Source organism: Lapidilactobacillus gannanensis (assembly GCF_003946675.1).
Lineage (GTDB): Bacteria > Bacillota > Bacilli > Lactobacillales > Lactobacillaceae > Lapidilactobacillus > Lapidilactobacillus gannanensis.
In genome coordinates this window covers 1-25,809 of record NZ_RHOT01000017.1, presented here as the reverse complement: position 1 = coordinate 25,809, position 25,809 = coordinate 1, and the positions used below count along the sequence as shown (strand labels likewise).

The 25,809-nt window shown below is 40.6% G+C and carries 17 protein-coding genes and 2 pseudogenes; 4 read left to right on the top strand and 15 right to left on the bottom strand.

The window, feature by feature from the left end; all coding sequences use genetic code 11:
* Window positions 1–63 precede the first annotated feature (63 nt).
* The 3 genes from EKM81_RS06040 to EKM81_RS06030 all read right to left on the bottom strand — a co-directional run bounded on the left by EKM81_RS06040 (window position 64) and on the right by EKM81_RS06030 (window position 3,623).
* On the bottom strand, window positions 64–924 hold the full coding sequence (locus tag EKM81_RS06040; protein WP_125649832.1) for a MurR/RpiR family transcriptional regulator: 861 nt from the start codon (window positions 922–924) through the stop codon (window positions 64–66).
* A gap of 1,044 nt (window positions 925–1,968) precedes the next feature.
* Window positions 1,969–2,865: an N-acetylmuramic acid 6-phosphate etherase gene (gene murQ, locus EKM81_RS06035; RefSeq protein WP_125649829.1), complete on the bottom strand. Its 897-nt coding sequence runs from the start codon at window positions 2,863–2,865 to the stop codon at window positions 1,969–1,971.
* Window positions 2,865–3,623, bottom strand: a complete 759-nt coding sequence (locus EKM81_RS06030; protein WP_125649826.1) for an alpha/beta hydrolase — start codon at window positions 3,621–3,623, stop codon at window positions 2,865–2,867. Before EKM81_RS06030 ends, murQ begins: the two co-directional genes overlap by 1 nt.
* Window positions 3,624–3,843: 220 nt before the next feature.
* Here EKM81_RS06030 and EKM81_RS06025 point away from each other — a divergent pair, with 220 nt between their 5' ends.
* Window positions 3,844–4,743: an N-acetylglucosamine kinase gene (locus EKM81_RS06025; protein WP_125649823.1), complete on the top strand. Its 900-nt coding sequence runs from the start codon at window positions 3,844–3,846 to the stop codon at window positions 4,741–4,743.
* A 31-nt stretch (window positions 4,744–4,774) separates the two neighbouring features.
* Window positions 4,775–5,863, top strand: a complete 1,089-nt coding sequence (locus tag EKM81_RS06020; RefSeq protein WP_125649820.1) for a DUF871 domain-containing protein — start codon at window positions 4,775–4,777, stop codon at window positions 5,861–5,863.
* A gap of 292 nt (window positions 5,864–6,155) precedes the next feature.
* Here the strand turns inward: EKM81_RS06020 and istB are convergent, their stop codons facing one another.
* From istB to EKM81_RS05980, 8 genes and pseudogenes are all read right to left on the bottom strand, one after another.
* The gene (gene istB / locus EKM81_RS06015) at window positions 6,156–6,893 is read right to left on the bottom strand and encodes an IS21-like element helper ATPase IstB (protein ID WP_031263932.1); all 738 of its coding nucleotides are present in this window, start codon (window positions 6,891–6,893) and stop codon (window positions 6,156–6,158) included.
* Between the two features lie 9 nt (window positions 6,894–6,902).
* Window positions 6,903–8,122: pseudogene (gene istA / locus EKM81_RS06010) on the bottom strand (IS21 family transposase).
* A gap of 142 nt (window positions 8,123–8,264) precedes the next feature.
* The gene (locus EKM81_RS06005) at window positions 8,265–9,206 is read right to left on the bottom strand and encodes an ROK family protein (protein ID WP_125649818.1); all 942 of its coding nucleotides are present in this window, start codon (window positions 9,204–9,206) and stop codon (window positions 8,265–8,267) included.
* A gap of 38 nt (window positions 9,207–9,244) precedes the next feature.
* On the bottom strand, window positions 9,245–10,261 hold the full coding sequence (locus EKM81_RS06000) for a LacI family DNA-binding transcriptional regulator (RefSeq protein WP_125649815.1): 1,017 nt from the start codon (window positions 10,259–10,261) through the stop codon (window positions 9,245–9,247).
* A 951-nt stretch (window positions 10,262–11,212) separates the two neighbouring features.
* Complete coding sequence (locus EKM81_RS05995) at window positions 11,213–12,847, bottom strand: type 2 periplasmic-binding domain-containing protein (RefSeq protein ID WP_125649813.1); 1,635 nt, start codon at window positions 12,845–12,847, stop codon at window positions 11,213–11,215.
* Window positions 12,848–12,877: 30 nt separating this feature from the next.
* Window positions 12,878–13,747, bottom strand: coding sequence for a carbohydrate ABC transporter permease (locus EKM81_RS05990; RefSeq protein ID WP_125649810.1), 870 nt, complete (start codon window positions 13,745–13,747; stop codon window positions 12,878–12,880).
* Window positions 13,748–13,764: 17 nt separating this feature from the next.
* A complete protein-coding gene (locus EKM81_RS05985; RefSeq protein WP_225420197.1) occupies window positions 13,765–14,676 on the bottom strand; it encodes an ABC transporter permease in 912 nt (303 codons plus the stop codon).
* Window positions 14,677–14,747: 71 nt separating this feature from the next.
* Window positions 14,748–16,874, bottom strand: a complete 2,127-nt coding sequence (locus tag EKM81_RS05980) for a glycoside hydrolase family 3 N-terminal domain-containing protein (protein WP_125649803.1) — start codon at window positions 16,872–16,874, stop codon at window positions 14,748–14,750.
* A 523-nt stretch (window positions 16,875–17,397) separates the two neighbouring features.
* Here EKM81_RS05980 and EKM81_RS05975 point away from each other — a divergent pair.
* Window positions 17,398–18,084: a YjjG family noncanonical pyrimidine nucleotidase gene (locus tag EKM81_RS05975; protein WP_164509223.1), complete on the top strand. Its 687-nt coding sequence runs from the start codon at window positions 17,398–17,400 to the stop codon at window positions 18,082–18,084.
* Window positions 18,085–18,354: 270 nt separating this feature from the next.
* Complete coding sequence (locus EKM81_RS05970) at window positions 18,355–19,812, top strand: NCS2 family permease (protein ID WP_125649797.1); 1,458 nt, start codon at window positions 18,355–18,357, stop codon at window positions 19,810–19,812.
* A 914-nt stretch (window positions 19,813–20,726) separates the two neighbouring features.
* Here the strand turns inward: EKM81_RS05970 and EKM81_RS05965 are convergent.
* From EKM81_RS05965 to EKM81_RS05950, 4 genes and pseudogenes are all read right to left on the bottom strand, one after another.
* A pseudogene (locus EKM81_RS05965) lies at window positions 20,727–21,588 on the bottom strand (aldo/keto reductase).
* A 20-nt stretch (window positions 21,589–21,608) separates the two neighbouring features.
* Window positions 21,609–22,454 (bottom strand): aldo/keto reductase, encoded by an 846-nt coding sequence (locus EKM81_RS05960; protein ID WP_125649878.1) that lies wholly within the window; start codon window positions 22,452–22,454, stop codon window positions 21,609–21,611.
* 162 nt (window positions 22,455–22,616) lie between these two features.
* Window positions 22,617–23,951 carry a TPM domain-containing protein gene (locus EKM81_RS05955; RefSeq protein WP_125649794.1) on the bottom strand — a complete coding sequence of 445 codons (1,335 nt, stop codon included), beginning with the start codon at window positions 23,949–23,951 and terminating at the stop codon, window positions 22,617–22,619.
* Window positions 23,952–24,933: 982 nt separating this feature from the next.
* On the bottom strand, window positions 24,934–25,395 hold the full coding sequence (locus EKM81_RS05950; RefSeq protein WP_125649791.1) for a hypothetical protein: 462 nt from the start codon (window positions 25,393–25,395) through the stop codon (window positions 24,934–24,936).
* Window positions 25,396–25,809 lie beyond the last annotated feature (414 nt).

Sequence of the window (25,809 nt, the reverse complement as noted above, 5' to 3'; positions counted from 1 at the left end):
TTTTGGCATTATTTTTTACAGTGAGCCAATGACCCACCTTTTTTACTATAGACCAATCTTAAATTAATGCCACAATTTAGCCTTGTAATCATGAATCACTTCATGAGATAAGTCTAATGAGTTAGCGCTTTCCTCGAAGTTACGACTAACAAAATAGTAGAAAATAATATCAATCAACATAAACTGGGCCAATAAAGAGTTCGTCGCCGCAATTCGATTCGGACTTTCCTTGGGTTGTGAAGTATGAACAGCAATATCAGATAATTTAGCCAAACTATTATTGCCGAAACGGGTTAGTGAAGCCACCTTGATCCCGGCTTGTTTCGCCGTTTCTGCTGCCACTAAAACCTCCGGCGATTCTCCCGAGTTGGAAATGATCCACAAGATATCATTCTCATGAGCATTCACCACTTTTGGTAGTAACGCATTCAAATCATTATCGGCAACAGTCGGATAGCCAATTCGATTCCATTTCTGGCAAATATTTTCAACAGCCAAATAAGAAGCCCCAATTCCAAACAGAAACAACTGTTTCGAGTCAGTGATTGCCTTAGCTAATTTCTGTACTTCATCCTCATTGACTTGGTCAGTTGTTTCCCGAATCGATTGCAAAGCACTCGTCAGCAGTTTTTCTTTGATCGAGCCAATTTGCTCGTTGGGAAGAATGTCATCGTGGACTTTAGGATCAGCTTGATTTTTAGTCAAATCTGATGACAACAAAATTTTCAGCGTCGTAAAACTACCAATATCCAAACGCTTCGTTAGCCGAATCACCGAGGCTGGACTGGAACCGGCAGCCTTGGCCAACTGCGTCACTGTCATCTTGATCACTGTTTGCGGATTCTCCAAGACGTAATCCGCGATTTTAACCTCGGCAGCTGATAATTCCGATTTAGCATTTAAAATACGACCCTTAACTGACATTTTCCTAGCTCCTTACTTGCTCACCATTATTCTCTTTAATTCTACCAGTTTTGCCATCAAAAAAAGTACTGTCCCGCGAAATATTCAAATTGTGGATTAAAATGCAAAGTTCAAAACCAAAAATTCAAAACCATTAAAACCCTGATGACGGTGTTGAAACGGAATTGGTTTTGACTCCATTGCGGGCTTGCTGGTTGTGGAACGCTGCCGACGCTGATTGAAGCCTTTGCTTTGCAAAGTCTCCAATACAGGTCTTCTCGTAAGTGCTGAAGCACTAACGAGAATTTGGCGGCTGACAACCACGCCCTCCATTCCGTCTGGAGTTGAGTGAGCACATTTCACCGTTGTTAGATTTTAAGGCAATTGTTGTGGGATTAATCGACTTGATTTGAATTATGGTAACAACTGAATAGTGCGCGTTTAATGATTATTTAGCATGATTTCGATCTTAGTTAAGCCAGATTTCAAGCAGCTTTGTTAGGTACTACAATCTGTTTTCTAGCAGTGGTACTGCATTCTGTTAGTTTATACTGGTAGTTGCTGAGCCACGCTAACTTTGCTAGTACTGCCGCTTAATCTGTCCAATCTAAAATAGACTAACTCAACTCAAAACGCAGTGTAGGCCGCCGGGGTGTCAGGCGCCAAATTATGCTAGAGTGTGAGGAGCAGCGGGCTTTAGGCGTAGAGTAACTGCAAATAATTGCTTGAGCTGGTGCAACCAGATCGAGCAATTATTTCAGTTAATCATAGCCGTTTGCTGCTTTGAACACGTTTTGGTGCTTCAGCACTTAGAACAAGACCTGTATTTAAGACTTTGTGCAACAAAGGCTTAAATCAGCGTCGGCACCGTTCCACACCCCGCCGGCCGGAACGGAGTTGTCCGCCATGCTGCCTAAAACCAATTTAGATTAAGAAGCACCAACTACAGTACCCACAATGTCATCATCGCCCAGTAGCCACCACTTCAACTGAGAAAACCGCAGCACCGCGCCGTTAAAAAAAGAGATAGTCTTCGCCAATTGGCAAAAACCATCCCCCTGATGATTAGCGTAATGCTTGCAGACTTGCCGCAATAAAACCATGATTTTCTCGTAAAACTTTTTCAGCAGTGGCATAATCGACGTCACCATTGATCATCACGATTGCTACCTTAGGCTGATGTTGGGCAGCTTCGTAGAACTTAGCGGCTTCTGCCATTGAGACGCCAGTTGCTTCATGAATGATTCGTTTAGCACGATCAACCAATTTGATATTAGTTGGTTTAACGTCAACCATTAAGTTGCCATAAACCTTGCCTAATTTAATCATAGTAGTAGTAGAAATCATGTTTAGAATCAATTTCTCGGCAGTGCCAGCCTTCATCCGCGTGGAACCAGTTACGACTTCCGGACCAACAACCGCTTCAATCGCCACTTCAGCATGCTGGCCGATCAATGAATTTTCGTTGCAACTTAAAGCACCGGTATGAGCACCGACTTTAGTGGCGTAATCCAAGCCGCCGATCACATATGGTGTGGTGCCGCTAGCGGCAATGCCCAAAACAAAATCGTTAGCTGTCAAATGGCGGTCTTGCAAATCTTTGGCGCCTAATTCCGCAGAATCCTCAGCACCTTCTACGGCTTCAGTAACGGCTTTAGCACCGCCGGCAATCAGGCCCTGAACTAATTCGGGATCAGTGCCATAAGTTGGAACACATTCAGCAGCGTCCAAAATCCCCAGCCGACCACTAGTGCCAGCGCCCATGTAAAATAATCGGCCACCTTGCTTAATGCCGGAGACGATGGTGTCAACAACTTGGGTAATTGCGGCAATCACTGGTGCCTTGCTGATCGCAATTGGTACTTGTTGATCTTGTTGATTGATAGTTTGCAAAATTTCAGTCGTCGACATAGTGTCAATATGAGTCGTGGCGTCATTGCGTTTTTCTGTCATTCGTTCCATTATTTATTGTGCCCCTTTTGTTGTTCCAACGGTAACCACCGTAGAACTTGCTCGATTTGTTGATTCCAATAAGTCCAGTCATGGTTACCAGCACCAGTGTGATAGGTCACGTGGAGTCCTAAGTCACTGGTTAAAAATTGATTAAACTGATCATTTGGTTGTTTCATAAAGTCATCGTCACCAATCGCGTGATACCATTGGAGTTGTTGCAGCTTGCCCAAATCCGCTTGCTGTGCTAAAACCCATAATTGATTGGCTGGCGCCGTAATGCCTTCCGCATCAAAAACTGCCTGGTAATCAGGCATAATGCTGGGCACCACACTCAAATCAACCACTGGTGAAATTGCCGCGACAGCTCGAAATTTTTCTGGATAAGTGAACGCTAATTTCAGCGCACCATAACCACCCATTGAATTACCAACGAGATAATTATCTTGCGGTGCTGCACTTAATGGTAAATAGTGACGCATTTGTGGCATTAACTCCTCAGTTAGATAATCCCAGTAAGCCCCACCATAAGCCATGTTCGTGTAAAAGCTACGGGCCATATCTGGCATGATCACTGCCAGACGTTGCTGCCCAACTAGCTGTTCAATATTTGTTTTCCGTTGCCAAGTCGTGCCATTGTCACCCAGCCCATGAAATAACCAAATCACTGGTAATTTCTCATCAGCTTGAATTTGATCGGGTAAAATAGCTTGCACACCAATTTGGTTAGCCAGTTTTTGCGATGATCGATACAAATTTAAAAATGCCATCTTTTATCCTCTTATTATCATTCATCTATCCTAGTTATATTTATAAAACAAAAATTCACTTTTTTCAATTATTTATTGAAAATTTTTTCCAAAACTTTATAATTAACTTTGTGGGATTCCTTTTATTATCGGAATCAGACCGAATTACAATTATTTTTCTTTTTAAAAGTCAGCAATTTTTTAGAAATTTTATTTCATTTCTGCAAGGGAGACTTTAATTATGACCTATGTCATTGGCGTCGATAGCGGTGGCACCCACATTGTCGGGCAAGCGCTCACATTGGCCGGTGAAATCCTCGCGCAAACGCAAAGTGGTCCAGGTAATATTTTCCTCGACCAACCACAAACAATTAGTAATTTGACCACCGTCGTTACCACCCTACTGCAAAAATTAGGGCGCGACGATTGTCAATACATTTTAATGGGCATTGCTGGCGTTGAAACGACTGGTAATGGCGCCCAAGTTGCTGCTGATTTTACAGCCAAGTGGCAACTTCCTACCTATGTCATCAGTGACGCGCAGTTAGCATTGCTCAATGGTCTGGAAGGCCACGATGGTACCTTAGTGATTGCTGGGACTGGTTCAGTTGTTTACGGCCGCCAAAATCAGCAAATGTGGCGTTATGGCGGTTGGGGTCAACTGCTCGGTGACACTGGCAGTGCTTACCAAATCGTCGCTGAAGCCATGAAAATGCTGCTAAAGGATTACGATTTAGGCCGCGACAGCGAATTAGCTGCAATTTTATTGCCAGCTTTTAGCGCCACTGATCCTAAACAGGCCGTGAAACATTATTACCAACTTAGCCGTAAGGAAATTGCGGCCGTCGCAGTTAAAATCGCCCAAGCAGCCGCGGCTGGCAATCAAGCCGCCACTAATGCTTTGGTTACGCAAGCCAATGCGTTAGCTGATGAAGTGCTCGGTTTAATTTCTCGTTACCAACAGCCAATTCCGGAAAAAATCGCTTTTTCTGGCTCGGTTTTGGTGCATAATTCATTTTACCGCGAAACTTTGCTAAAGAAATTGCAAAATGTTCATTCTAAGCTTGAACCAATCGTCGTTTCGACTAATAATGGACGTGGGGCAATCTTTTGGTCTCGCTGGCATCAAGTTAATGCTTAGATTCAAAAAATATTAAAGGAGCGTGTCATTTATGACAATGCGGCAATTAGGTTTATCAATTTATCCTGACCACAGTGACTTTGAGGCAAATAAAGAATACCTCGAATTAGGTCACAAATATGGTTTTACTCGGATTTTCATGAGTATGCTTGAGGTTCAAGATTCGGTAGAAGCAACGAAAGCCAAATATCAAAAGATTGTTGATGTTGGTAATGCTTTAGGCTACCAAACAATCATTGATGTTTCCCCACGGATTTTTGATCAATTAGGAATCAGCTATGATGATCTTGAATTCTTCCACGATTTACATGTGGCTGGGATTCGTTTGGATCAAGGATTCGACGGTGCCACTGAGGCCATGCTTTCTTATAACAAATATGGCTTGATCATTGAATTAAACATGAGTAACAACGTTGATTATTTAAACAATATTATTAGCTACCAAGCAAACACACCATTTATTTATGGTTGCCACAACTTCTATCCCCAAGTTGGGACGGCTTTGCCATATGATTTCTTCATGAAATGTAGCAAACGTTTCCGTGACTTTGGCATTCACACGGCTGCTTTCGTTGCTAGCCAAGTTGGGAACATGGGTCCTTGGAACGTGAACGATGGCTTACCTACTTTGGAAATGGATCGCCGTTTACCAATCGAAGTTCAAACGAAACATTTATTTGCAACCGGCATGATCGACGATGTGATTATCGGCAATGCTTATGCTTCTGAAGCTGAATTAGCGGCCATGGCTGCCTTGAACCGTTACCAAGTTCAATTCCATATCGACTTCGTACCAGAAGTGAATGATATTGAAAAGACCATTGCGCTGACACCACAACATTTCCGTCGTGGCGATATGAACACTTTGGTTATTCGCTCAACGATGCCACGGGTCACTTACAAGGCTGTTCCTAACAAGCCTCATGACAACACCCACGAATTCAAACGTGGTGATGTGGTCATTGGCAACGATGATTTCGGCATCTACAAGAACGAATTGCAATTAGTTCTGGAACCTCATGCTGATACTCGTAAGAACAAGATCGGTAGCATTAGCAAAGACGAATTGATCTTACTCGACTTCATCAAGCCTTGGAGCAAGTTCAAGTTCTTGGACTAGATTAGTTACGCCTAGCCATTTGTTGGTCGGAGCACGATTAAACTAAATAATTTATTGTTAAAAGTCAGCAGTGATGCTGGCTTTTTTGTTGGGAACAAGTTTATTAAAGACTATAGGTAAAAATCAAAGAACTCGTTTTGTAAATTCTCTTTTCATTCAAGGCCACTAAGCATGAATTACCTGAACATTTTACAAATAAAAAACACATCTACCGAAGTAAATGTGTTCCATATGTCAAGGGCGGTGATAAAATGCAGGTTTATGGCGGTTTAAAAATGTAGGTTTTGGGCGGTCAACCGACGCCTTTTAGTCGATAAGACTTTCCGGTAATCTTGACGACATGGACATGATGAACTAGGCGGTCAAGAATCGCCGCCGTTACGGTCGGATTTTGAAAGATTTCTACCCAGCCAGATAAATCACTATTACTAGTAATAATGGTCGAATGACGCTCATATCGTGCGTTGATAAGCTGGAAGAATAGGTTAGCTTCATCGTGATCAATGGGTAGGTAACCAATCTCATCAATGACCAAAAGGTCATAACGAGCATAACGGTTAATGCAGCGCTCTAAGGTGCCCTTCTCGTTAGCTGTTCGCAACCTAAGGAGAAGCTCATGACAGTTGATGAAGAGCGTTCTTTTTCCTTGGCGACAGGCTTCAATTCCAATACTAATGGCTAAATGGGTCTTACCGACCCCTGGACTACCAATAAAAATCAAGTTCTCGTTCTTTTCTAAAAACGCCAAATCTTGAAACCCAACTACTTCCTGCTGGTTAATGCTGGGTTGAAAGTTAAAATCAAATCCCTTTAGTGTCTTTTTCTGCGGAAAGTGTGCCCGCTTTACGATTCGTTCTATCGATTGTTCTTGATTCCATTCAAGCTCAGTGCTCGTCAGTGTAAGCATTGCCTCAGTAAACGATAGTTGTTGTTGATTAATTTGGTCAACATATTCTGGTAGATACGCAACCATTTTGGTGAGTCCTAGGGACTCTAAGTTAGTTAGTAGCTCCTGAAATTTACTAGTCATTATCATCACCTAAACCTGGTCATATTCGCTAAGATGCTCTGCGATGTATGCCTGTATATCCTGCTCACTTTGTCCCTTTAAGAGGTCGGACCCCAATATGCGGACACGATCTTGCTTATCGTAATTAAATTGATTGGTCGTTATATTGTGCGAACGGATCATTTCTCCGTTATAATAAATTTGGATACGCTGCTCATTATCGGTCAGCTCGATATCGACTGTGCGACCAATGTAGCGTGGATCAACGGAGTACTTACATTTACGAAAGTTAACCATCGATTCTTTAGAGACGATACGGGTAATATCTTCCTCAAAGAATGGATTTAACAGGTTGGCTGGCTGTTCATGTAGGTACTCTTTTTCTTCGTTCTGCCACTTATCCATTGGAACCTGGTTGGTGGCTTGCGAAACCTCATAATTTAAATCTTCACAGAGATCATTGACCAGACCAATGAGTTCTACACCGTCTTCAAACTCATAATTGTACGGGCGAAGTCGCTCCATTGTTCTTGCTAATGCTTCGACGACACCCTTAGTCTGTGGACGAAATACTCGACAAGCAATTGGATTATAGCCAGCATCGTGGCTAAATTGGCGAAAACGCTCGTTAAATATCGCTTTGCCAAAGCTTGATTTGGTATGATCAACAACTTGCTTCATGTTGTCAAACCAAATTTCGGAAGGAACACCACCAGTTGCCTCAAACGCGTCATTTAAGCATTGAAACAACGTATCTTGACTGCGTTCAAAGACCAAAGTGACATATTTCAATTTAGAAAAGGGTAAGACGTAAAGAAAAATGTTGAAACGGTGCGGCTGCCCATTCCTGTCGTATAAAGTCATTTCTTCTTTCCAATCGACTTGGGCCGATAGGCCCGGCGTATGTTCAACACGAATAGTTGCTTTATGAGTTCGTTCCTTACGAATACTGGCACAGTATTCTCGAACGATAGTGTACTTTCCCTGAAAGCCCCGTTTCTGAATGAATTTGTAAATGGCCTTGGCAGAACAATGTAGCTCTAGTTTTTCCTCGATAATGCTTCTATAGCCATCCAGTAAGCTAGGCCGTTTATATTTGATCAAGGGCAGGGTCATACTCCCTTGGGCCTCCTCATATGCTCTCTTAGCTGTACGATAATCTACCCAAACTGTCTTCCAAGAGCCGTAAAATTAGGCTTGATATCATTATTCACGTACTGTTTCACTCCTTCGCGGACATCATGTCTCACATTGAAAACCTCCTAAAGTCAATGTGATTCATAATATCAAAAAATGTAGGAAAACCGACATTTTTACGCCGCCATTTTCCTACATTTTATAACCGCCATGCACACATATTATCTTCACCAATACGACTTGACAAAGACCCCCTTATTTATCACTTAGTACTTGTTGTTTGATTTGATACGCAGCCCCGATAAGCCCCGCATCATTGTGCAACTTCGCAGTTTCCAGCCTTCCAAGAGCATCATTTTTGATACGATTCAGACTTTCATGGCGACGAATAAATTCATCCACTGACGCTTGCAAAATATTCATAAATTGTGGATTCGAACTTATGCCACCACCAATTAAGATTTTATCTGGATCAAAATTCGCAAATAAGTTAATAATCAACAGCGTTGCATCCTCTACGAATTCAGAAACAACCCTTTTGGCTACAGAATTACCGGTTAGAGCTAAATCAAAAATAATTCGAGCATCTTTTATATCATCATGACTGTCATCAAATTGTTTTTGGCTTTCATTGAACCGGCGGACTAAGCCATTAACAACGGAGGCTCGCCAATTCAGAGAATAGCTTTCAAGACTACGAGTCAAATCAGGCTGAGTAATAATATTCCACCCAAATTCTCCTGCCATACCATGCGCACCACGGTATACTTGACCATTTATTACAATTCCACCGCCTATTCCGGTACCCAGCACAATCGTAAGATAATTATCAATATTTTGGGCAGCGCCAAGCCAACTTTCTGCAATTGCCGCAGCATTCGCATCATTGTCAACTGTGACTTTTAACTTGGCCTTGTCGCTCAGAACCTTCGCTAGATGATAATTATTTAAACTGGAAATTGAACCACCAGTTATCATATAGCCATCCTTTCGAATAATCCCTGGTGCTGAAATACCTATACCACTAATTTGATGTCTCTTTTTAAATTGATTAATTACCTCAAGCATTTGCTTTATTAAGACGGAAGCATCATCAACTGTCCTAAATGACGACTTTTCAAAAATCTGCCCCGTATCATTTACCATTGCATATTTAATCGTTGTGCCACCAATATCAAAACTTACATATTCATTCAAAGTACTACCACCAAATTATTATTTGACGAAGTACATCTTCAATCTGATTTAGCTATTGAGGTTGATTCCCGAATAATTAATTTACCTGGCAGAATTTCTTTTTTACCACCGTCGACGCCATGAATCATATCTATCAGTTCATGAACAGCCATAACACCCTGACGTTCAATTGAATTACGAACCGTCGTCAGAGAAGGACGGAAGTATTGAGCTAACTCGATATCATCAAAACCAATAACACTGAAGTCATCTGGCACCTGATAGCCTGATGATTGGATAGCCTTTATGATGCCTAGCGCCATTTGATCGTTGCTAGCAATAAATGCTGTTACCAATTGTCCCTTAGTCTGATATAAATACATTTTAACGGCATTGTACGCTATTTCTTCTTCATACATTCCGTGTAGAATTGGCATATCATTAATATCAAGCCCTGCTTCATTAATAGCCTGTCGAAATCCGGCTTTACGCATATTACTATCATAATTATTACTAAAACCGTCAACATATCCAATTCTTTTATGACCAAGGTTTAGTAAATACTTGGTAGCATCATGTCCCATCTTCATCGAATCAAATGTAATACTACTCATCTTCTTACCAGAGTCAACTCGATCAATTAGAACTGTTGGCAGACCATGATTCTTTATTTGGGTAATATCCATTTGCCCAATTCGATGCTCAAACATAATGGCACCATCGACGATTCCACCTAAAACGGAATCCATCACTGCATTATGGCTATTCGTCACAATTACATGCATCCCATAGCCTAATCTATCCACTTCATTAGCAATTGCACCAATCAGCGTATTAAAGTATGGTCCACTAATACTGTCGGTAAATATTCCCAACATCTTAGTTTCACCAGATCGAAGTTGCCTTCCCATTAAATTAGGTATATAACCTAATTCTTGAGCCGCTCGTACGACTTTTTCACGAGTTTCAGGTTTCACTATTTCTGCATTATTCAAAGTATTTGAGACAGTTGCAATAGAAACTTGGGCTCGTTTAGCAACATCTTTAATCGTTATTTTTCTATTTAAATTATTCACTAAACATCACTCATTCTGTATAATATCCTACTATTCATGACCCTTATTTTTTGGATCCGAAAGTAACCAATAAATATAGAAAATGACAGCCAATAGGCCGTCATCCACCTATTAATACTACCATTCGCTAACCGTCAATTCCACCATTCGGCAAACCAACCACCAACTTATAGTAATTATCGCCAACAGAATATAGTTTCCTACATAATCTCTTTCACAAATATACTTTCACTAAAATAATGATCGAAACTTTAGTAAAAGCTCTATATAATTCAAGGTTGAATTATATAGAGCTTTCAACATTCATAATTATTATCAGATTCAATACGTATTAAAAATTATTCATTACGATATACTTAAATATTTTACTAAGGGCTTCTTAATAAGTTGAAAATAGATTGCCAAGAACGCCGCAAATATAATAACGATAATAAACTCTCCAAGATATTTGACCATCAGCCATGCAGCAATTGTGATCAATGCCGGATACAAAATCGTTCTCATTAGAGTTAGCGCAGTAAAAACGAAACTAGTTCTTAAAAGTTGGTACACATATCTCGTCTTTAGATAGCTTTGAATAATATAAACATTCAAGTTATAGCAAATTAGGAAGCTGATAAAAATCATCCGCATTAAATTAAAAAAATTACTTTGTTGCGTGGTAGAGTGATAAAGTAAAATTGCAAAAATAATAGACATCAAGGTAAATCCAAATGGTAGCAACGTTTTGGCAAAGGACTCTCTAAATGATTCAATAAATAATCGAATAAATCCTCGTGCCTGATCAGCAGATAAGACCGTATAGAATGCACTCAACGAAGCACCGATTGTTATAACAGGTAAACTAAAAACTATAACTAGCACATTTAGAACTAGTAACCGATAAATTGCGACCATCCCATTATAAAATTTACTGTCTATTCGCAACATACTAATACCTCTACTTAATTCTTATTTTAATTTTTTAATGTTCTTTGCAACTTGATCATTACGCGTTTGAACAATTTTATCCCAGTTATTATTCTTGCGACGGGTTAAATACTCTTTCCAAATTTTTTGACCTTCCTTGTCATCAGAAGCCTTTAAGACCTTAACCATTGTTTGAACCCGATCCGTGTTAAGTGCCGTTAAATTACGTGCTAAAGATGTCCCTGGTGTTGGATCAATATTTTCAATTTCAAAACGTGGTGCTAGTTTATCACTTGACCATTGAACCATTTGTAAAATCGTATTTGCTGGCGTTTCACCCTTTGAAATTGCATAAGGATCGTTAGAAACTTCCCAATAACTACCCATACCTTGTTTCTTATCATAAGTAGCAACATCAGTATTTCGTAATTTTTCAATATCTTCAGTAAATTGAGCCTTACCATTATTCATTTCATAAGTCTTGCCTTCAACACCAAATGTAGTGACCATTGTGCCATATTTTGATGCAAGGTATGTTAATAATTCCATTGCTTTTTGTGGTTCCTTGGTATTCTTAGTAATAAATGTATTCGTCCAACCACTAATAGAACCACCGGCGAATTTTGGATCTTGGCCTTTGCTGTTCTTAGGCCCATCAACAGCAATATATGTTTCTTTGGCATTACGCGTGTTATTATCACCCATAAATTCATTCAAGCCTTTAACATTTGAGTGTAGATAGGCGAAATATGTTCCTTGGCTTAATTTTTCTTTCATCGTATTGTCATTATCTGCAAACTGACCGTTAGACATTAATCCTTCTTTATATGCTTGCCGGAATATATTTAACCAAGCTATATACTGTGGATCAGAATCGCGATCATACCATTTACCATTCTTTGTGACTGGAATATTCAAAAAGTCTTGTAGCGTATTCCCAAAAGCACCATCACCGCCATTTTGAATATCTAAGGCCGTTGCTGCAAACTGTACGACCGCAGTCCCATTATCAGTTTTTGGTGAAACTTCCTTTGCTTGACGAAGTGCATCTAAGAAGCCCTCAGGTGTAGTCATATCTGGCTTGCCGATCTTTTCATAAATATCTTTACGAACGATAAATGCCTGATCTCCCACAACATTTCCTGCCTTGTAGTCAGCCGCATCCGTTGAAAAGCTTGGATATCCATAAATATTACCATCTGATTCCGTATACCATTTTAGCGTTCCTGGTTTTGCAGCACTCTTCTCAAAATATGGATCATATCTATCTGATAATTTGTTCAATGGTAGCGCAAATTTCTTAGCATCTTTGGCAACAGCTAAATTACGATCAAAAGTCATCAAATCAGGTAATTTCCCAGATGCCATCATTGTGTTTAGTTTGTCATCGTTACCCACAACAAACTTAACATCGATATTCATATCCTTTTTTATCTGCGCAGAAACCGTATCTTTTCCCCATTCCGCACGTTTGTACCAATCAAAATTGACGTACCAAGTCAATGATGCAGGATGCTTTTTATCTTTCTTCCAGCTAGGTGTTTTGGGATCTGCTTTAAATCTCGCTTTAGGCAGATTATCTCCTGAACCCGACTCATTACTCTTGCCACATGCCGTTAATACTGTAACACCCATTAATGCAGCAATGCTGGCAACCAAAATCTTCTTCATTTTCATTTGTCTCTGCTCCCTTAAACTGCTTATTTTTTATTCTTTTACTGCTCCTAAAGTCAAACCACTAACAAAGTATTTCTGGAGGAACGGATATACGGCAACGACAGGAATTGTGGTGATTACCATAGTGGCAAGCTGCATAGACTGCGATGTCGTATCGCGAACAACTGCTGTGCCGGTGGCTACTGTCGGTGATAAGTTTTCGGAAACAATCTTAAACAATAATTGTTGTAACGGAAATAGTTTTTCATTGTTTACGTAAATATTGGCCGTCATATAATCGTTCCATTGATAAACACCATGATATAACGCGATTGTAGCAATAACCGGTAAAGATAATGGAATAATGATTTTAGCAAAAATTACAAATGGTGTTGCACCATCAATTTCGGCCGACTCTTCTAATGATCGTGGAATACCGCGGAAGAAATTCATCATAATAATAACGTCATAAAAACTAAATAATACCGGTAAAATATAAACCCAAAAATTATTTAACAAACCATATGATTTATAAACAAGAAATGTTGGAATCATTCCACCGCTGACGAACATTGTTAAAATGCCCATAACCTCAAAGAATTTACGACCTATCAAATCCTCGCGAGTTAGTGCATATGCCGTAATAGCAGTAATAAAAGTGTGTAACAAAACGCCCACAATCGTCTTACCAATAGATACTGCAAATGCAAGATAGATTGCATGATTCTCTAAAACTGTTCGATAACTCTCGAAAGTAAATTTCCTGGGCCAAAGAAAAATGCCACCTTTTAAAGCATCCATAGGGTCATTAAAAGACAGTGCCACAATGTTAATCAATGGGAATGCAATAATAACCGTAAAGAAAACCATAAAAACCAAATTGATAATATTAAAAACCTTTTCCTCTTTTGTTTTTCTCACTTAGGTGCATCCCCTTTCTAAAAGACACTTTTATCGGAAATTTTACGTGTACCCCAACGACTTAAAAGAACTAATAATAATGAAATAATCGAAACAAAGATTCCTACCGCTGTTGCATATGAAAAGTTTCCCTGTTTGATACCCATTTTATAGACATACGAATTCAATACTTCACTGGATGAATAATTTAGTGAGTTTTGTAATACTAAGGTTTGATCAAGATTCGATCCTAATAATCCGCCAATTGACAAAATTAGGTTCAATGAAATCATCTGTCGAATACCTGGAATCGTAATATGGATAACCTGCTGAAACTTTGTTGCGCCGTCCATCTTAGCGGCTTCATACAGTGATGGGTCAATAGCAGTCATAGACGCCAAATACAAGATTGTACCCCAGCCAACTTCCTTCCAAAAGTCTGAGAGCACCGCAATTCCCCAGTATTTATGAGTGTCGGCCATAAATTCAATAGGTTTACTGATTAAATTTAAATCCATCAGTAAACTATTAATGAACCCTGAATCCGATAACCAAGTAATTACCATGCCACCCAAGATTACCCATGAAAGAAAATGCGGTAAATAAGAAATCGTTTGAACAAATTTTTTGAAATGTGCATTGGCAACTTCATTGATTAAAATTGCGAGAATAATAGCACCGGGAAAACCAATCAGTAACTTCCAAAAGGCAATCCCAACAGTATTTTTCATCACGCTCCAAAATAAGGGATCTTTGAAAAACTCCTTAAAATAGCTAAGTCCTACCCACGGTGCACCACCAATTGTGTCTAACACTGTATAATCCTTAAAGGCAATAATCAGGCCATACATCGGTATAAAATTAAATAGGATCATTAAAATTACTGCTGGCCAAATCATTGATTGGTAGAATATTTGGTCGTGTAATCTTTTAAAAAGGCTTTTTTTCATTGGCTGTTCTTCTAACGGGAAATTTTCCATTTAACTCACTCCTCTATACAAATTCGACACCTTTATTTCAGTTAGCGATAAACCAATGAAAGTTCTTGATAATTAGTAGCGCTACTTCCTATTCTGACGATAAATGCTCCTTTGTCGGCCTCTCGGTTTAAATCACTATGAACATATGCCAAATCGTCGGAACTAATCGTAAAAGTGATTTTTTTAGTACTACCAGCGGGTATTTCAACTTGTTGCCAATGTTTCAGCTCGACCTCTGGGCGAACAATCTCAGTGATTGACGATCCAGCGTAACATTGAATCGTTTCAATTGATCCATACATTGAGGTGTTGTTAAGCGCTATTTCAATTTTAATATCACGATTATCCGTTAACACTTTATTATCAATTGTTGGAGTACCATAATGAACATCCCCATAACCCAAGCCGTAGCCAAAAGAAAATAGAGGTGCATTTTCACAATCAACATATCGAGACGTAAATTTTGAAGGGTTTTGATCATTAGCTGGTGAGCCATTTCTTGGCGTATTATAGTAAATTGGAACTTGCCCACTTGCTCTCGGAAAAGTCATTGGCAATCTTCCTTGTGGTAAACTTACTCCACTAATCAAATCAGCCAATGCATTACCACCTTCAGTTCCTGGAAACCAAGCATATAATATTGCATCTAGTAAACCAACAACATTAGTCAGAACTAGTGGCCGGCCAGCAAAAATGACGCCCACAATAGTTTTTCCTGTATGTTGTAATCTTTTCAGGAGGACTACTTGATCCTCTGGTAATTCAATATTTGTTTTACAAGCTGATTCACCGGTATCATCCTCGCGTTCACCAAGACCAGCTACAATGACATCAATATTCGCATAATCTGCAGGATCACTTGAAGTTGGCAGTGGAATTAGTTCTACATGATCAAATTGCTTTTGCAACCCAGTCGCTAGTGAAACTGCATCACTATGCTTTCCAAGAGAACTCCAGGCACCAAGAATTTTTTGAGAATCTCCTAACGGCCCAGTAACACCAATTCGTATTTTAGTATCCAAAGGCAAAACGTTTTTATTTTTCAGAAGCACAATACTTTTAGTTGCTACTTTGCGTGCATTGGCTCGTATTTTCTCTCCAAAAACTTCATTGGTAGCATGATTTTCACCAAACTGCCGGTAGGGATCCTCGAACAGGCCCAAATCATTCTTTAATTCCAGCATTCGATAAACTGCTGTGTCTATGTCAGCTACATCAACTGCGCCCTCTGCAACGGCTTGTTTTAGCCCACGAACAAAAGCCCCGGACATCATATCCATATCAAGACCTGCATTAAGAGCCAGTTCAGATGCTCTCTGTTGATTGCCAGCAATATGCATGGTAATGAATTTATCAACAGATCCCCAATCAGAGATTGTTGCACCGTCAAATTTCAAATATTCACGTAAAACTTCTTTAAGTAAATACTTACTAGCAGTTGCAGGAACACCTTCAAACAAAGTGAATGCTGGCATCACTAACTTTGCTCCAGCCTCAATCGCAGATTGAAATGCAGGTAGATAGTCTTGATAGAGCGTTATTCTTGAAAAATCAACAGTACTATAATCCCGGCCTGCTAAAACGGCTCCATATCCAGCATAATGCTTGACACAGGCTGCAATTCTAGATGGATCATGCGCTAAAATTCCAGGTTGTCCTTGGTAGCCCTTGACCATGGAAGCTGACATTTTGGCATTTAAAAAGGAGTCCTCACCAGTACCCTCCATAACGCGTCCCCATCGAGCATCACGAGACAAGTCCGCCATTGGCGAAAAGGTAACCTGTACACCCTCACTAGCAGCTTCTGATCCGGATTGATGAGCCATTTCCTCAATCAAATCAGGATCAAACGTCGCACCCAATCCCAAAGGAATTGGAAAAATAGTTCGGTACCCATGAATAATATCTCTCATGAAAACCAAGGGGATTTTTAAGCGATCATGTTTAAGATGTTCCCGTTGAATTTCAACCATATCTTCAAAACTATCCGCATTTAAAATAGATCCTAAACTATCTAAATAAACTTGTTCGACCTCAAAATCGCCTAAAACCCCAGTCAATTCGCCGTTTTCTCTTCCTAAATACTGAGGAGTAAACTGAGTTAACTGCCCAATTTTTTCTTCCAGCGACATTTGAACGAGTAATTGGTTCAGCTTGCTTTTATCCAAACATATTCTCCTTTAGTTATTTATTAAAACGTTTTAATTATTTTCAAAAAAAACATCCATCACTACGGAATGTATGATAATAGCGCAAAAATACATATTATGACGTCAAAAAATTTATCCAGGAAGCGCTTTCCAAAACAAATAATATCATCCATTAGCTTAATTAGCAACAATAAAAATAAAAAAAATATAAAATGAAAGAATTTATTCCTCATCATTGCCTTTAAAATGACAATTAATACGTTTAAATTATTATAAAAAAACAGTTTATAGCATAATTAATACATAACTCCACACAGATGACACTTCTCCTATGCGTGCTACTTCTCGAATTTAAACTTATTAGATTCTGACCAACAACCAAAAGTCGATTTACTATTTGAAACCATCAATTTTATGACTGAAACCAATCCTTTACTAGGAAAGACTAAGTGAATTTAAATTACCAGATTCGATAGGCGCAATTAATTGATTATGATACAATCGAATGAATATCAATTTAATTTTTGCTGGGAGGCTGCTCATGAATTATTCTGCTCTATTATTTGACCTTGATAAAACGCTATTTGACACTGAATTGAACGCCAAAGTGGCCTTAACTAAGTTACCGGTGAATTTTGAGTTTGCCTTTACTGATCAGCAAATTAATTATTGGCACCAATTAAACAACGAAATGTGGGAAGAGCTGGAAAACAAACAGATTACCACTGAAGAATTATTGGCTAATCGCTTCCGCTTATACTTTGCCCACTATGGCATCACCACTGACAATGCGCTGTATGCCGATCCCTTTGAAGTGTTATTTGCCAAGGAGCACGCCTTATTGCCTCACGCCCAGGAAGTTCTAGCAGCATTGGCTCCCAATTATCGACTCTTCGTGGTTTCCAATGGTTCGCGTTTCAAACAATTCCAACAATTGGCCGGCTCCCACTTAACACCCTATTTTGAACATGTCTTTTTGTCCGAAGACATCGGCCATAGTAAACCTGATCCGTTATTTTTTAATGCGGTTAAACAAACGTTGCCGGAAGTTGACCCGGCAGAAATGTTAGTGATTGGCGATTCCTTGACTGCCGATATTCGCGGCGCCAATTTATCGCATCTGGACAGTTTGTGGTTAAACGCGGAACATCAGAGCAACCACTCGGCCTACCAACCGACTTATGAGGTCAATTCACTGGACCAGCTGCCACGTTTGTTAAACAAATAATGTTCGTGATTTAATAAATTGGTCGCTTAGACTCACAAAAGCTCGTTGACATTTTTTATTATGTCAACGAGCTTTTTGCTTGGTATTGATAGTGTTTAGCAATTATTTATGAATCAACTGAATTCTCCTGCAATAGTACTGTTTAACTTTTTCTTCATTAATTTCAGAACAAAAAATCATCATTAGAATAAATAGTTCGTTTATCGTGTTGATTATTTTCTTTTTCTTCGTTAGAATAAGTCTATCATTTGAAAAAGGGGAACATTATTCATGGAAAGCTTTTTTAAGTTACGGGAAAACCGAACGAAAGTTAGCACCGAAATCATGGCTGGGGTCACGACATTTTTTGCAATGTCATATATTCTATTTGTTAATCCGCAAATTCTGTCGTTGACGGGCATGCCGAGCCAGGCAGTTTTTCTAGCGACAATTATTGCTGCAAGTATTGGGACTTTGGTGATGGGGCTCTTCGCTAACGTACCTTATGCGTTGGCGCCAGGTATGGGCCTGAACGCCTTCTTTACTTACACGGTTTGTTTTGCTTTAGGCTTTACTTGGCAGGAAGGTTTAGCCTTAGTCTTCATTTGTGGCTTGATCAATATTTTGATTACGATTACTCGGGTGCGAAAATTGATTATCACCGCAATTCCTGAATCGTTGCAACATGCCATGGGTGGCGGGATCGGCGTTTTTATTGCCTACATTGGTATTAAGAACGCTGGTTTTCTGCAATTTACTAGTGATGCCAACAGTATTACTAGCGTTAATGGGCAGGCTTTTAATGCGGCGCAAACCACTTACAAAGGTGGCATTCAAAGCATCGTTTCTGGCGGTGGGATCGTTCCGGCGCTGGTTAACTTTTCGCAATCAGGTGCTTTATTGGCGCTCATTGGTTTAGCCTTAATTATTGTCCTCCTCGTCAAAAAAGTGCCCGGTGCCGTTTTGATCAGTATTTTTGCGATTACTTTATTAGGCATTCCTTTCGGCATTACTAATTTAAAAATCAGTTCGGCCGATTCATTGGCCCACTCATTCCAACAACTTGGCGTGACTTTTGGCGCGGCTTTCAGTAGTAAGGGCATGGGTTCACTCTTCAGTAGTTTGGACCGCTTGCCATTAGTTTTAATGACCATTTTTGCTTTTAGTTTTTCTGACACTTTTGACACGCTGGGTACTTTCATTGGAACTGGCCGCCGCACTGGCATTTTCTCCGATGCCGATGAGCAAGCTCTGGAAAACGGCCATGGTTTTTCTTCAAAAATGGATAAAGCTTTGTTCGCTGATTCGATTGCCACTTCGATCGGCGCGATTGTCGGTACTAGTAACACCACGACTTATGTGGAAAGTACCGCTGGGATTGGTGCCGGTGGTCGGACTGGTTTGACCAGTGTCGTCACTGCTATCTTGTTCTTACTCAGCAGTTTGTTTGCGCCATTGATTGCCATTGTCCCAACTCAGGCGATTGCGCCAGCCTTGATTGCGGTGGGGATTATGATGATGGGTGCGTTCAAAAATATTGACTGGGACGATTTGGCCGAAGCAATTCCGGCGTTCATGGCGTCGATTTTTATGGGGCTTTGCTACAACATTTCTTACGGCATTGCTGCTGGTTTTATCACTTATTGTTTGATCAAGTTAGTGACGGGCAAGCGCAAAGAAGTTCATCCAATTCTGTGGATTGTTTCGTTGCTGTTTGTGGTCAACTTTGTCCTGTTGGCTTTGCTGTAAATTTCTGATCTTAAAATTAAGTTCAAAGCCGTTAAAAACTAGTGATGGTATTGAAACAGAATTGGTTCTGACGCCATTGCGGGCTTGCTGGTTGTGGAACGCTGCCGACATCAATTTGAACTAATTGAAAGCTGAAAAGTTCAAAACCCATTAAAATCTGGTGAAGACGTTGAAACGGAATTGGTTTTGACTCCATTGCGGGCTTGCTGGTTGTGGAACGCTGCCGGCGTCGATTTGAACCAATTGAAAACCGCAATTGTTTCAAATACGAGCCTTTGTCTAATTGCTAAAGCAATAAGACAAATTTGGCGGCTGACAACCACGCCCTCCATTCCGTCTGGAGTTGAGTTTGTGCACTTCATCATTGTTAGATGTTGACGCCATTACAGTGAGACTAATCAACTTAATTCGAATCGTCGTAACAGCTAAATAGAGCACAAAAATAAGCCTACTTGGCATTTTCCAGATAAAATGCTAAGTAGGCTTTGTTAGTTCCTACGATTTGTTTTTCCAAATAGTGATACTGAGTTTTGTTAGTTTCATCAGTCGGTTGCTGGGCGATAACTAACTTTGCCAGCACTGCCGTTTAATCTACCTAATCTAAATCGCACTATCCTAACTCAAAACGCAGTGTAGGCCGCCGGGGTGTCAGGCGTGAAATTATCCTTGGCGATTTATCGCTTAGGATAAGGCTTGTATTTGAGATCGTTGCGTTAGCAATGAGCTCAAATCAACGCCCACACCGTTCCACACCCCGCCGGCCGTAACGGAGTTGTTCGCCATACTGCCTAAAGCCAATTCAGATAAAGATTCATAAAACTGCTGTACTTGCAACTTAAAATCGCCCAGTAGCAACCACTCTAATCAGGGTAGTCTGAGTACAATTTCAAAATAGCTGCTAACTCAGCCAGTAACTAAATGTGGAAACCATTAATTCGCTCCACAAATTTAGGATCGCGATGATCTTCGAAAACCGTTTTTTCTTCGTCAAGGGCTTGAATTTTGACCATATCGTTAGTGCTTAATTCAAAGTCCCAAATCGCCAAGTTCTCGGCCATGCGGTCTTGGTGCACGGATTTCGGAATGACCACAATACCACTTTGAACTAAGAAACGCAGTGCTACTTGGGCCGCCGTCTTGCGGTATTGTTGGCCGATTTTGGTCAGGGTTGGATTGGTGAACAGGCCGTGCTCCCCTTCTGCAAAAGGACTCCACGCTTCCAACTGAGTACCATATTTATGCAACCATTCCCGCGCCACCGTTTACCGTTTGCTGATAGAAGACGTGAGTTTCCAACTGATTCACTGCGGGCATGATTTCCACATTCTTGACCAAATCCACATAGCGATCTGGCAAGAAGTTTGACACACCGATGGCCCGAATGACCCCCTCATGATACAGCTGCTCCAAGGCGCGGTAAGTCCCATAATAGTCACCATAAGGCTGATGGATCAGCACCAAATCCAAATAATCAGTTTGCAAGTTTTGCAAAGACTTCATGACTGAAGCGCGCGCCTTTTCCTCGCCCGCATTTGATAGCCAAACCTTCGTCGTCAGGAAAACATCCTCACGGGCCACTGGACTTTTTAAAATCGCCTGTCCAACAGCTGTTTCGTTCTGATAAAATTGGGCAGTGTCAATTGAGCGATAGCCCAGAGCCAAAGCTTCGCTGACCGACTTTTCAGCCAAGGCCAAGTCAGTTACTTGATAAACGCCAAAACCTTCCATTGGCATTAACACACCATTATTTAACTTCACGTTTTTAATTGCCGTCATGATTATCCCCCCAGAAATCATTACAATTTAAGATCGTTTAGTTCTTCGACAAAGGCTGGATCACGATGATCATTGAAGAAAGTTTGATCTTCATCCATATTCTCAATCTTCTCCATGTCTTCGTCACTTAATTCAAAATCCCAGATAGCTAAATTTTCCGCCATGCGCTTCGGATGCACAGATTTAGGAATCACAATAATATCTTCTTGAATCAAGAAGCGTAACGCCACTTGCGCAGCCGATTTGCCATAAGTTTCGCCAATTTTGGTCAGGGTTTGGTTGGTGAAGAACTCATGTTTACCTTCCGCAAATGGTCCCCAGGCCTCGATTTGCGTGCCATATTTTTGCAGCCATTTTCGGGCAAACTTCTGCTGGTTGAAGACATGTGTTTCGACTTGATTAATTGCTGGCGTCACGCCGACGTGTTTCACGAAATCCACATAGCGATCCGGGGCAAAGTTGGAAACGCCAATCGCGCGAATTTTATGTTCGTGATACAACGTCTCTAGAGCGCGATAAGTGCCATAGTAATCATCATAAGGTTGATGGATCAACACCAAATCCAGATAATCTGTCTGCAAATTTTTCAATGACTGAAGCACTGAAGCATAGGCACGCTTCTCGCCAGCATTGGAAATCCACACTTTGGTAGTCAGAAAAATATCTTCCCGCGGAATCCCACTGGCCTTAACCGCTGCCCCCACAGCCGTTTCATTGCCATAAACTTGGGCGGTATCAATTGAACGGTAGCCTAATTTCAAGGCCGATTGCACCGCGTCTTGAGCTTTAGCCAAGTCCTTAATTTGGTACACGCCGAAACCTTCCATTGGCATTAACACACCGTTATTCAATTTAATATTTTTAATTGTCGTCATGCGAGTCCCTCCATTTTGTCGATCAACGACGCCACAAAAAAACAAGTGACGCCGAACCCAATAACTGGTTCATTATCACTTGTAATTTACAAAAATATTCACGAATTGTCACGAGATTTGTTTAAGCTTACTGGAAGTATGTGTTTTATGCAATTACCAGCCACCACTGAAGCCACCGCCGCCGGTACTACCACCACCAAAACCGCTACCAAAGTTACTACTGCTGCTAGAACTGGAACCACTATTCAGCGTGGCGTCATGATAAGTCGTCCACCAAACTGGTAGTAACATTAAATCAGCCTGATCTTTAACCGGCTTCAATTGGCCGTTTTGATCGACATAACGGTCCATTTTAGCAAACAAGGTTAAAGCCTCATCATCAGTAACCGTCTCAAAGTAATCCACATTAGCAGTCAAAATTGCCCATAATTGTTGTTGACGTTTAGCAGAGAGCTTTTTTTGCTGGCTATAAATTTCAAAGGCCCGTTGATAGCGCAACATCATCGGTTTGATCTGCCGAATTTTTGGATTTAGTAGTGTCACTAATTTAGTCAGCGTTTTGGCAGTATATAACGGTCGATCGGTCACGGCTTTAATTGCTACTTGATAATCGGCCGCCGGATATTCTAAGGCCACTGGATTGGCGGCCAAGATTTCGCTAATATGTTCGCGCAAATAAGGTATAAAAACTAGCTGTAGTAATTGAACGTCAGTAAATTTTGTTGGTAATGATGTGGTCTTGACTAATTTCACTCGTTCCGGCCACGGCATGAAACGAACCAAAGGATGTTTTTGTAAAAAGTGTTCATCCTGCAAGGTTGTTAAAGCATAGGCTTGCCACCGCCGCTTCTGACGAATATAAGCAACAATGCCCACCACCACTAAAATAATCAAGAGTATTAAGCCAATAAAGACACCTATCTTAATACGCTGGTCACGTTGTCGTTTTTCTTGAATGGCAGCTGGGGTGCGAATAGCGGCTTCTTGGGTCACAACTCGACGACTGATTTTTTCAATCATGTGTCGAATAGCGGCGTCATAACGCCCATCTTTCAGCTCAGCTTTAATTTTAGCTGTGACGATCATTTGCTTACTGCCATCAGGAATCACTGCTTCTAAGCCATACCCAACTGTTAAGCGATATTTATGGTCTGCGATTGCCACAGTTAGTAACAGGCCATTGTCCCAGTCGCGACGGCCAACTTGGTACTTCTCAAACATCGCGACCCCATAATCGTCGATGTCTTGGTTATCAGGCAAATGGTCCACCGTTATCACTGCCAACTGCGGCTGGCCCTTAACCTTAGCAAAAGTCTCCTGATTGATTTGGTCAATTTCAGCGACTGTCCGTTGTGACAAAACCTTAGCTTGATCATTGACCCAAGCCGTCTGATTCGCCGCCGCCACTGGTTGGGGTGCCAACCACAACCAGCAACCAACTAGACCCAATAACAGCACCAACCAGTTAATTTTCCGTCTAACTAACATAGCTACTCCCCCTTATCACGCAGATACTTGCTACCCATATTATCGCCTGGAAAATCTGTTAAGACAACTGATACCCGCAAAAAATGTCCTTTCCTTTACGATTGCAGTACAAAGTTCAAAACCAGTAGAGATGTAAAAACAGAATTGGTTCTGACTGCATTTCGGGCTTGCTGGTTGTGGAACGCTGCCGGCATTGATTTGAACCAATTGAAAACCGCAGTTCAAAACCGTTAAACCCTTGGGGAAGGCGTCGAAACAGAATTGGTTCTGACGCCATTGCGGGCTTGTTGGTTGTGAAACGCGGCCGGCATCGATTTGAACCAATTGAAAACCGCAATTGTTTCAAATACGAGCCTTTGTCTAACCGCTAAAGCGGCAAGTCAAATTTGACTGCTTCTCGCAAGCTCCTACGCAAATAAAACCCGATTGGCTGACAACCACGCCCTCCATTCCGTCTGGAGTTGAGTTAGTGCTTTTCATCATTGCTAGATGTTAAGGCAATTATTATGGGTTAAATCAACTAAATTCGAATTGTGGCGACAACTAAACAGTGCACAAAAATAAGCTTGCTTGACAGTCTCTGAATTAACCAGAAATTTTGTCAAACAAGCTTAGTCAGTTTCTACAATCTATTTCTCTGATAATGGTACTGAATTTGTCAATTTCCACAGTTGGTTGCTGGGCAACACTAACTTTGCTAGTCCTGCCGTTTAATCGAACTAATCTAAATTGAACCAGTTTAGCTCAAAACGTAGTGCAGGCCCGCCGGGGTGTCAGGCGTGAAATTATTGTTGGTGCTTTAGCACTTACAATAAGGCTTGTATTTGAGATTGTTGCGCGAGCAATAAGCTCAAATCAACGCCCACACCGTTCCACACCCCGCCGGCCGAAACGAAGTTATCTGCCATTCCGCCTAAAACCAATTCAAATTTTAATCGCCCAGCAAATGCCAAGACTGTTTGGACACTCCATCAGCTAGAATTTATTTATTTTTCAGGAAATACTGGGTAATCCGTTCTTGGTCGTGGTTTGATAACAAGAAATTCGTACTTGGCCGATGATTTTTCTGCCAATTCTTCCAGAAATCAAACCCTTGAACAAAATCTTGTAAATAAGCTAAAGGATTATTTTTAACTAGCACATAAGCCATCGTCGCTAAGCTCTTATTAACTCGCAATTCTTGCTGTTGATAAGCAGCCAAGACTTTCTTCTCGAAACCTTCCGGATCGGCGCGATAAGCATCCCGATAACCTAAGATTTGTGGCTGATTCAAAAGTGGTTCTAAAGTGAAGCCAGTGAAATCACTGGCAATGCCATCATTTTTAGCCAATAATTCATATAAATATAAAAAGAATGATAGTCGATCAGTTTCAGCTAGCATTTCTGGATCTTCTTTTGCTAGCCAACCAGTGACGGCTAATTTAGGATCTGTATCAAGCATCATAACAACCTCCTCAGTATTTGGTACCGTTTCCCGCACTTTCATTTTACCGCAACTAGGCCAAAATTAATGGTTTCCAGTTCAAAAACTTTTACTTTTTGTTAGTTAAACATTCGAAATTGCTAAAATTTAGTATGGGTGTTGAAACGAAACTGGTTCTGACGCCATTGCGGGCTTGCTGGTTGTGGAACGCTGCCGGCATTGATTTGAACCAATTGAAAACCGAAAAATTCAAAACCTTTAAAACCCTGGTGAAGGTGTTGAAACAGAACTGGTTGCTATAGTCCCTTTAAGGTTGACAATTGAAATAATATAATTCATTTGTCAATTTTAAGGGGATTTTTTATGCCTAGAACTAAATATACGGCCGCACAGAAATTAGATATTATTCTGGGCCTAGCAAAAACTGATTTATCT